General features: G+C 68.3%; 6 protein-coding genes and 1 pseudogene. 4 read left to right on the top strand and 3 right to left on the bottom strand.

Going from position 1 to position 9,263, the window contains the following annotated elements:
- Positions 1 to 1,501 (bottom strand): annotated as a pseudogene (locus GWG54_RS11480) (RND transporter); the annotation flags it as partial.
- A 174-nt stretch (positions 1,502 to 1,675) separates the two neighbouring features.
- A complete protein-coding gene (locus GWG54_RS11475) occupies positions 1,676 to 2,410 on the bottom strand; it encodes an MBL fold metallo-hydrolase (RefSeq protein ID WP_167937901.1) in 735 nt (244 codons plus the stop codon).
- Positions 2,411 to 2,499: 89 nt separating this feature from the next.
- On the opposite strand from GWG54_RS11475, the gene GWG54_RS11470 reads away from it, so the two are divergent.
- The 3 genes from GWG54_RS11470 to GWG54_RS11460 all read left to right on the top strand — a co-directional run bounded on the left by GWG54_RS11470 (position 2,500) and on the right by GWG54_RS11460 (position 7,586).
- A complete protein-coding gene (locus GWG54_RS11470; RefSeq protein WP_167937900.1) occupies positions 2,500 to 3,561 on the top strand; it encodes a zinc-dependent alcohol dehydrogenase family protein in 1,062 nt (353 codons plus the stop codon).
- A 235-nt stretch (positions 3,562 to 3,796) separates the two neighbouring features.
- Positions 3,797 to 6,607: an ATP-dependent helicase gene (locus GWG54_RS11465; RefSeq protein ID WP_167937899.1), complete on the top strand. Its 2,811-nt coding sequence runs from the start codon at positions 3,797 to 3,799 to the stop codon at positions 6,605 to 6,607.
- A gap of 466 nt (positions 6,608 to 7,073) precedes the next feature.
- Positions 7,074 to 7,586, top strand: a complete 513-nt coding sequence (locus GWG54_RS11460) for an Lrp/AsnC family transcriptional regulator (protein ID WP_167937898.1) — start codon at positions 7,074 to 7,076, stop codon at positions 7,584 to 7,586.
- Here the strand turns inward: GWG54_RS11460 and GWG54_RS11455 are convergent.
- Positions 7,583 to 8,650 (bottom strand): mRNA surveillance protein pelota, encoded by a 1,068-nt coding sequence (locus GWG54_RS11455; RefSeq protein WP_167937897.1) that lies wholly within the window; start codon positions 8,648 to 8,650, stop codon positions 7,583 to 7,585. The genes GWG54_RS11460 and GWG54_RS11455 overlap by 4 nt on opposite strands.
- A gap of 274 nt (positions 8,651 to 8,924) precedes the next feature.
- Here GWG54_RS11455 and GWG54_RS11450 point away from each other — a divergent pair, with 274 nt between their 5' ends.
- Positions 8,925 to 9,257, top strand: a complete 333-nt coding sequence (locus tag GWG54_RS11450) for a hypothetical protein (protein ID WP_167937896.1) — start codon at positions 8,925 to 8,927, stop codon at positions 9,255 to 9,257.
- Positions 9,258 to 9,263: the final 6 nt, after the last annotated feature.

Genomic DNA, 9,263 nt, shown 5'->3' with positions numbered 1-9,263 from the left:
GCCCCCTTGCCCCCCGCCTTCCGCCGCCCCGGGGAGGGGCTCCCCCGTGGGCGACCGCCCCGCCCGCGGCGATCAGTTCGTGGGGGGCCGCGCCCGACGCCGCGACGGCCGCCGCGAGTTCGTCCGACGGCGTCGCCTCCTCGCGGACCGTCTCGACGGCCCGCTCGTACTCCGCGGCCTGCTCGTCGTCGAGTTCGGCCGCCGCGATCGCCTCCTCGACGGCGGCGTCGCGTTCGCTCGCCGCGGCAGCGGCGGCCACCTCGTCGCCCGCGGCGCTCGCGAGCTCGCGTTGCATCTCGAGTTCCGCGACGTCGAGCAGCCCCTCCTCGAGCGCGCCGCGTCGCTGCTCGAGGGCGTCCTGCTGGGCCCCGGAATCGGCCGCGGTCGCCCGTTCCACCTCGTCGAGTTCGATCTGGGCGCGGAGCGACTCGACGACGCCCTCGTACTCGGCGGCCTGCTCGTCGTCGAGCTCGGCCTCGTTCGCGGACTCTGCGACCGCGGCGTCGATCTCCTCCTCGATGGCGGCCGCCTCCTCGTCGTCGCCCGCGGCGCTCGCGAGCTCGTACTGCGCCTCGAGTTCGGCGACCTCGTCGAGTCCGTCCTCGAGCGTCTGACTCCGGTTCTCGAGGGCCGCCTGTCGGTCCTCGAGCTCGGCCGCCCGTTCCTCGAGGGTCTCGCGTTCCTCCTCCAGCGCCGCGGCGTCGGCCTCGAGCCTCTCGTACTCCTCCTGGAGCACGCCCACGGTCGCGCCGGTGTAGATCTCCTCGCGGGCCGCGGTCAGCTCCTGGTACTCGGGGGGGAGCTCGGCCTGGCGCTCGAGGGTCCAGCGGTTGGACTCGACCTCGCGGGCCTGGGACGCGAACTCCTCGTACTCGGCGGTCTGGTTCTCGTCGAGGTCGGCCTCGCTGGTGGTCTCCTCGATCGTCGCCTCGATCTCGCTCTCGAGGTCGGCCGCCGTCTCGTTGTCGCCCGCTGCCAACGCGTTCTCGTACTCGCGCTGGAGCGCGACGACCTCGTCGAGCCCCTCGGTGAGGGTCTCGTTTCGCCGCTCGAGGGCGGCCTCGCGCTCCTCGAGTTCCGCGCTTCGCTGCTCGAGGGACTCGACCCGTTCGTTCGTGATCGCGGCGATCGCGACGACGTTCTCGACGCCGATGATCGACTCGTTTTCGACGAGGGTCCCGTTGATCGAGTCGTTGTTCCTGATCTCCTGTTGGAACTCCAGCGAGGAGAGCAGCGACTCCTTCGAGAGGGCGTTGCCGTCCTCGTTTCTGTGTATCAGCTGGACGGTGGTCGTATTCTCGTCGCCCTCCGCGGCGAACTCCTCGTCCATCTCCTCGAGGGCCCGTGCCTCCTCGGACTCGCCCTCGAACTGGTCGAGCGAGGAGTCGTCGTCGACCATCGGCGCCCCGGCGCCGACGAGCGCCGTCGTCAACAGCAAAACGACGATGACGATCTTGGAGTGGGACGTGACCCCCTTCGCGATACGGTCCGGGAGGCTCATTCGCTCACCTCCGTACTAACCGCGGTTCGAACCGGGAAGAACATTCTGTTGTTACGATCCTACAAACTCACTGCTTATACCAGTTCGGATCTCGAATCCGCCGCCAGCGGCCGGTATCGGCGTCGCTCTTCGGGGGGCTTTCGGGAGAACGACGCTGTCGTCACGACCGTCGGGCTACTCGATCGAGACCGTCTGCAGGTCCTCTGCGAACCTGACGTCGCCGTCGTAGTGGGCCCCGATCGACTCGAGCATCTCCTCGTGGCGACCGTCGGTGTGGGGGTAGAGATGGGTCAGGTAGACCCGGCCGATCTCCCGGCCCGCCAGCTCGCGGCCGAGCGTGTCGGGGGTTGGGTGGTTCGAGACGTCGACGTCGTCAGGGAACGAGCAGTCGTGGGCCAGGATCGCCGACTCCTCCGCGAAGTTCGCCAGCCCGGCGAAGGCCTCGCTGTCGCCGCTGAACGTGAACAGGTTCCCGAACCGGTAGGCCAGACACGGCAGCGAGTGACGCGTCTCGTAAGCCGAGACGTCGAATCCCGCGACCGAGAACTCGCCGGGGTGGACCTCCCGGAGCTGCAGGTCGAGTTTTCCCTGCATGTACTCGTGGACCGCAAGCAGCTCGTCGACCAGGGACTTCGTTCCCTGCGGGCCGACGATCTCGAGGTGGCCCTCGCCGGCGAGCCACCGCGCTTTCATCAGCGGCAGCAGGTCGGCGACGTGGTCGAGGTGGTGGTGGGTCAACAGCACCGTCGAGACGTTCTCGTAGCCGACCCCGGACTGCTGCAGCCGGTGGAGGACCCCGGACCCGCAGTCGATCAGCAGCGTCCGGCCCTCCTCCTGGAGGAGGACGCCGGTCTGGAAGCGTTCGCCGGTCGGCATCGCGCTGCCCGTGCCGAGAAACGTGACGCGCATACCCGCCCCTGAGATGGCGCACCCGATAAGGCTGGCTCTCGGTCGCCGCATCCGTCACCGATTACTCGCCCGCCCGCGGAGTCGCGGGTATGCGCGCTGCAGTACTCGAGGCCTACGGCGAGGAACTCGCGATCGAGGACGTTGACCCCCCGGAACCCGACCCCCACGGCGTCGTCGTCGACGTCGAGGCCTGCGGGATCTGTCGGAGCGACTGGCACGCCTGGCGAGGTCACGGCGAGTGGGCCGACGACCGGGTCCCGATCGGACAGATCCTGGGCCACGAGCCCGCCGGGACGGTCGCCCGCGTCGGCGACCGCGTGAGCCGATTTGAGCCCGGCGACCGCGTCGCGATCCCGTTCAATCTCGGCGAGGGCTCCTGCCCGCAGTGTCGGAACGGTCACGGGAACGTCTGCGAGGACGGTTACGCGCTGGGGTTCGAGGAGACGGTTCCCGGCGCGTTCGCCGAGCAGGTCGGCGTCCCCCACGCCGAGTTCAACGCCGTGGCGCTCCCCGACGCGGTCTCGACGGTCGAGGCCGCCGCGCTCGGCTGTCGGTACGTCACCGCCTTCCACGCGCTGGCTCACCGGGCCGACCTCGAGGCGGGCGACTGGGTCGCCGTCCACGGCTGCGGCGGGCTCGGCCTCGCGGCCGTCCAGATCGCGGGCGCGCTCGGGGCCAACGTCGCGGCGGTCGACGTCCGCGAGGCGCCCCTCGAGCTGGGGACCGAGCTGGGCGCCGACGCCACGGTGGAGGCGGGCGACGGCGTCGACGTCCCGGCCGATCTCGAGGCCGTCACGGCCGGCGGCGCCCACGTCTCCGTCGACGCGCTGGGGCGGGCCGAGACCTGCCGGAACAGCGTCGACTGTCTCCGGACCCGGGGGACCCACGTGCAGGTCGGTCTCACGACCGATGCCGAGCGCGGCGAGATCCCCCTGCCGATGGACGAGGTCACACGCTGGGACGTCACGATCGTCGGCTCGCGGGGGATGCCGCCGTCGCGGTACGACGAACTGCTGCGGATGATCGAATCGGGACGCCTCGAGCCCGGCGCGCTCGTCACCCGGGAGGTCGCCCTCGAGGACGTCTCGGAGCGCCTGGCGGCGATGTCGGGCTACGGAACCCGCGGTATCGAGGTCGTAACCGAGTTCTGATCGCCGTCCGCTCGCGTTCCGGCGCGCTCGCTGCCGGGCCGTCGAAACGAACGGGAACCGACCGCTCGAGCGCGATCTCGACGTTCGATCCGGCGCTCCCATCGTCGAATCTGTATCCAACCCGAACTCGCATCAGTCGGCTTTCGGACTCCGCCCCGCGAGCGAGCCGGACCCCGGTTTCACTTTCGCTCCGCCAGCCAAACCCTCTTGGGCCGCGCCCGCCCAGCTCGGGGTGATGGACGGGGCCGACGAACTCGCGTTGCCGCCCGACGACGAGCTGCCGTTCGATCCGGACGCCGTCACGATCGAAGACGGCGACGTCTTCGACCTGCTCGAGCCCGCGGTCCGAGAGTGGTGGCTCGAGGCGTTCGGCGAGTACGTCCCGGAGAACGACGGCTTCTTCACGCCGCCCCAGGAGGGCGCGATCCCGAAGATCGACGCGGGAACGAACACGCTCGTCTGCGCTCCGACGGGTTCGGGGAAAACGATGGCGTCGTTTACCGCGATCATCAACGAGCTCTTCCGCCGGAGTCGGGAACGAGACGACGGTCTCGAGAACTCGGTCTACTGTCTGTACGTCTCGCCGCTGAAGTCGCTGGCCAACGACATCCACCGCAACCTCGAGGTGCCCCTCGAGGGGATCGAGTCGATCGCCGAGGAACGCGCGGCGTCACCCGCCGCGGAACGCTCGAGCGGTGAAACAGCGAGGAACGGCGAGGGCGTCGGCGAGATCCGCCACGCGATCCGCCACGGCGATACGGACTCGAGCGAGCGCCAGAAGATGCTCGAGGAGACCCCCCACATCCTCAACACGACCCCCGAGACGCTCGCAATCCTGCTGAACTCCCCGAAGTTCCGCGAGAAGCTCCGGACGGTGGAGTACGTCATCGTCGACGAGATCCACTCGCTGGCGGCGGGCAAACGGGGGACGCATCTGTCGGTGAGCCTCGAGCGCCTCGAGGCGATGGCCGAGGACGAGCTCACCCGGATCGGCTGCTCGGCGACGATCGAACCGCTCTCCGAAGTGGCCGAGTTTCTGGTCGGACGGGACAAACCCGGAGGCGAACCGCGACCCTACGAGATCGTCGACGCCCGCTTCGCCCGCGAGTTCGACATCGAGCTCGAGTCGCCGACCGACGACCTGATCCACACGCCCCGCGAGGTCGTCCAGGATCGCTTCTACGAGCGTCTCCACGAGCGCGTGCAGGATCACACGAACACGCTCGTCTTCACGAACACCCGCTCGGGCGCCGAACGGGTGCTCCACAACCTCCGCGAGCGCTTCGACGCCTACGACGAGGCCAACTCGGCGTGTCACCACGGCAGCCTCTCGAAGGAGGTCCGCCAGGACGTCGAGGGCCGGCTGAAAGCGGGCGACCTCGAGGTCGTCACGTCCTCGACCTCGCTCGAACTGGGGATCGACATGCCCCACGTCGACCTCGTGGTGCAGGTCGGTTCCCCGAAGTCGGTCGCCGCTCTGCTCCAGCGGGTCGGACGGGCGGGTCACCGCGTCGGCCAGACCGTGACGGGGCGGGTGATCGCGCTCGATCGGGACGAACTGCTCGAGTGTGCGGTGATGCTCGAGAAAGCCGAGGAGGGGTTCGTCGACTCCGTTTCGATCCCCGAGGACGCCCAGGACGTCGCCGCCCAGCACGTCTACGGGATGGCGATCGCCGAGATCCGTCCCGAGAGCGAGGTGACGGCGATCCTCAGGCGGGCCTACCCCTACCGGAACTACGCCGAGGAGGAGTGGGAGTCGCTCTGTCGGTACCTCACCGCCGAGTACGCCGGCCTCGAGGAGAAGAACGTCTACGCGAAGATCTGGCGCGACGAGAACGACCCGCCCGACGGCGAGCACCACCACGAGGAGTTTTCCGTCGGCGAACCCCTCATCGGCAAACGGGGTCGGCTCGCCCGGGTGATCTACATGACCAACATCGGGACGATTCCCGACTCCTTTACCTGCGACGTCCGCACCCGCGCGAGCGACGAGTGGGTCGGCCAGTTAGACGAGAACTACCTCGACACCGTAGAGAAGGGCGACGTCTTCGTCCTCGGGGGCGAGCGCTTCGAGTACCGCTACCGCCGGGGCTCGAAGGTGTACGTCGACCGCACGAGCGCGCGGCCGACGGTCCCGTCGTGGTACTCCGAGCGACTGCCGCTGTCGTACGACCTCGGCCGCGAGATCCTGGCGTTTCAACGCCGGCTGCTCGAGCACTACGAGGCGGGCGGGCCCTCCCGCGTTCGGGGCTGGCTGCGGGGGTTCCCGCTCGACGATAACAGCGTGCGGGCGATCGCGCGGCTGTTCGACCAGCAGATCCGGTACGCCGGGGACGAGAGCGTCAGCACCGACGAGCGCCTCGCGATCGAGGTCGAACGCGACCGCGAGGAGTACGAACGCCGCTACTACGTCCACTCGACCTACGGCCGGAAGGTCAACGACGGCCTCTCCCGACTGCTCGCGTACCGCTGTGCCCAGGAGGCGACGGCCAACGTCACGGTCGCCGTCGCGGACAACGGCTTCGCCCTCTCGATGCCGCTGAACCGGAAGATCGACCTCGAGGGGATCTTCGCGGACCTCGATCCCGAGGACGTCCGCGAGGACCTCCGGGCCGCCCTCGAGGGGACCGACCTGCTCCAGCGGTACTTCCGGATCAACGCCACGCGGGCCCTGATGATCCTCAAGCGGTACAAGGGCTACGAGAAGTCGGCCAGCGAACAGCAGGTTTCCAGCGAGATGCTGCTGGGGCTCGCGCAGGATCTCGAGACGTTCGCGGTGATCGAGGAGACCTACCGCGAAATTCTGGAGGACAAGCTCAACGTCGCCGAGATCGAGGGGATCGTCGACGCGATCGATTCGGGCGAGCTGGCGGTCGAGCGCCAGCTGCTGGACTCGCCGACGCCGCGGGCGTTCGGGCTGGCGACCCTGTCGGCCAGCGACGTCGTCCTCGCCGAGGACGAGAGCGCCGCCCTGCAGGCGTTTCACGAGCGCGTGCTCGAGGAGATCGGCGAGGAGTCGCTCCGGCGACTCTCGAGCGAGGGCTGACCGCCGACGGCGGTCAGTTAACTGGAATTAGGCGCTAAGACCCCTTCCTCAAGGAGCAACGCAGGGAGCGAAGCGACCGAGTAGCGTTAACGAGAGCTCCGCTCTCGTCAACGCCTGTGGAGACTGCGCTCCCTGTGGACACTGTTGTGTCTGCAAAGCGCGTTTGTCGAGGGAACCTCGACAGGCTGTCAGACACAGTCTGACAACGTCGTGGAAACAGGAAGCCCCATCTGCTCACGGGCACGAAGCGCCCGTTCGCATGGTCCGTGAGACCTCCGGTCTCACGCTACCCTCACGGAGCGAACCGCGTCAGCTGTAAGCGAGTAGGGTGGGGTAGTTCACCGACGGAAAGGGACGACGGTAATCGCGCCCGTCACTGGACGATCGAAGGTGGCCCGAACGGGCGAGGCCGCCGTCGGCGTGCGAACCGAACACGTAAACAGTGGTAATCACGATACTACGAACCATGAGCGACGCGCCCGACTGGGAGTTCAAGGACCGCGACATCGCGATACTCAGCGAGCTGGCCGAGGATCCGCAGCTTTCCTCGCGGGAGCTGACCGACGTCCTCGAGGACGAGTACGGCATCGACGTCTCCCACGTCACCGTCAGCGAGTCCATTCGTCGGATGCGCAACGAGGGCGTTTTCCGGGAGGCGATCGTCCCCAACGAGGAGTACTACATCTTCGCGCTGTTCGAGTTCAAGTTCAACACCGAGGGCTTCGCCGACGGCTGGCGCGCGGCGATGGAGCACATCCGCGACGACAAACACACCCTCTTTTTCTTCCTCTCAGACGGCGAGTACCAGTGGAAGACGGTGATGATGTTCCGGGATCGCGAGGAGGTTTCCCGGTGGATCCACGACTGTTACTCCGAGCACGGTAACGTCATCGCGAACGTTCGAAACTCGGCGGTCCACAACGTCCTCAAGTTCCGGACCGACCCGGAGATCTACGAGGACCTGGGAGAGGACGCCTAGTCGAGGCGGTAGCGCAACAGCGCCGCGATCCCGCCGAGGTTCGAGAGCTGCTCGCCGGGCGGGAACTCGCTCGAGAACACGGTCACCTCGCCGCCTTTCTGCTCGGCGGTGCGAACGACGTCGTCGACGTCGATCCCCCATTCCCCGTCGGGACCCCGCTCCTGACGGAGTCGGTCGTCGACGATCAGCAGGCGCTCGATCGCGCCGTACTCCGCGGCCTGCTTGACCTCGTCGGGGCCGTAGGCGGCCTTTGCGCCCTGGGCGATACGCTGGGTCAGCTCATCGATGTACTCGGCCTCGCGCTCAATGCGGGTCTCCTGTTGAACGTCCGCGACGGCGCCCCGTTTGAGGACCTCGTGGACGCCGCGGTCGCCGACCGCAGCCGCGTCGACCATCGTCACCTTCTCGGCGACCTCGGGTTCGTTCTCCTCGAGGTACTTGTAGGCGTCCTGTTTGGTGAAACCGGGGCCCGCGAGGATGATCGCGTCGGCGTCCTGGCGTTTCAACACGTCGCCGATCTCCGCGAAGAGCTCCGAGCGCTCGCGGGCGTACTCGCCCTTGCCCGTCGGTCCCGTAATGGTCGCTCGCTCCTCGGTGCCGTACTGGGCGACCGTGTGGACGTGGGCCTGGCCCTCCTCGACGGTCGCGATCGCGACGTCGGGGTTCTCGGTGGCCTCCTCGGCTTCCTCGAGACGGGCCTCCTGGTCGGGTTTGAACCGCTTTTCGATCGACAGCTCCTCGCGTTCCTCGACGTTCAGGGTGTGGTGAAAGCCCAGCTGGTCCTCCCGCGAGCAGGCGACGATCTCGCCGCCGACCCGCAGGCGGTTGGCGAACTTGTGGAATTCGACGGTCTCGACGGCGATAGCGACCCACATGTGCTCGCGCTCGCCGCCCGTATCGCGCATCTGATCGTCGTTGCGCTGGATCCGCCGGGTCGTATCGCCCGCGACGCGGTCGCCGGGCTCGAGGACGTACTGCAGGTGCCAGAGGTCGTCCACGCTCTCGGGGACGACGGTGAGCCGCTCGCGGCCCCCGTCGAGCCGCTCCCGGTCTTTGATCTGCATGGCCGTGCGTTTGCGCGGCGGGGGTAAGTGGGCTGCGATCCGGCGAACGGGCCCTCGAGCGTCCCGGTTCGGTCGTCCGACGTGCGCGCCGACGCGGCGGCGAACGCCGTCGTCGCACGGCTCGTCTATACGGGCAATACTCCCCGCTATCTCGGAGGGCCCGTTTCGCGATATCGCGGCTACGTCGCGCGATTATCGCTCTCGAGCCCGTCACGGGATCGGTAAGCGTTGCCCGGGGCGACGGATGAAGGCCCGTCGGGGCCGCAGTTCGGGCATGGCGATTGCACTGCGGACGCTCGACGACGGCGCGTGGATCAGCGTCAACGACAGCCGTCAGGTCAGCGTGAGCGACGTCTGGACGCTCTCCCGGGGCGTCTTCTGCGAGTGTGAACCGGCGTACGTCCTCCTCGAGGGCTTTTTCGGCACCGGCGTCGACGGCTCGATCGTCGTGGCCGACGCGGTCGGGCAGTGCCTCGAGTGCGGCACTCGCGACTCGATCGACCGCCTTCCCGTCGGCCGGATCGTCGACGGCGAGTTCAAGCCGTACGGTCCCGAGGGGATCCAGTCGACCGGCGACCCCGGCGCCGGCGCGGTGCGGCAAACGTAACCGGAA

Origin of the sequence: Natronococcus sp. JC468, assembly GCF_012163165.1 — an archaeon.
Classification (GTDB): domain Archaea; phylum Halobacteriota; class Halobacteria; order Halobacteriales; family Natrialbaceae; genus Natronococcus; species Natronococcus jeotgali.
The sequence above is the reverse complement of the archived record's forward strand: the minus strand, read 5'-3'. Positions and strand labels throughout refer to the sequence as shown.

Excerpts from the sequence above, each read along its gene's own strand:
- GWG54_RS11475 (WP_167937901.1), bottom strand. The coding sequence starts at position 2,410 with ATGCGCGTCACGTTTCTCGGCACGGGCAGCGCGATGCCGACCGGCGAA.
- GWG54_RS11470 (WP_167937900.1), top strand. The coding sequence starts at position 2,500 with ATGCGCGCTGCAGTACTCGAGGCCTACGGCGAGGAACTCGCGATCGAG.
- GWG54_RS11465 (WP_167937899.1), top strand. The coding sequence starts at position 3,797 with ATGGACGGGGCCGACGAACTCGCGTTGCCGCCCGACGACGAGCTGCCG.
- GWG54_RS11460 (WP_167937898.1), top strand. The coding sequence starts at position 7,074 with ATGAGCGACGCGCCCGACTGGGAGTTCAAGGACCGCGACATCGCGATA.
- GWG54_RS11455 (WP_167937897.1), bottom strand. The coding sequence starts at position 8,650 with ATGCAGATCAAAGACCGGGAGCGGCTCGACGGGGGCCGCGAGCGGCTC.
- GWG54_RS11450 (WP_167937896.1), top strand. The coding sequence starts at position 8,925 with ATGGCGATTGCACTGCGGACGCTCGACGACGGCGCGTGGATCAGCGTC.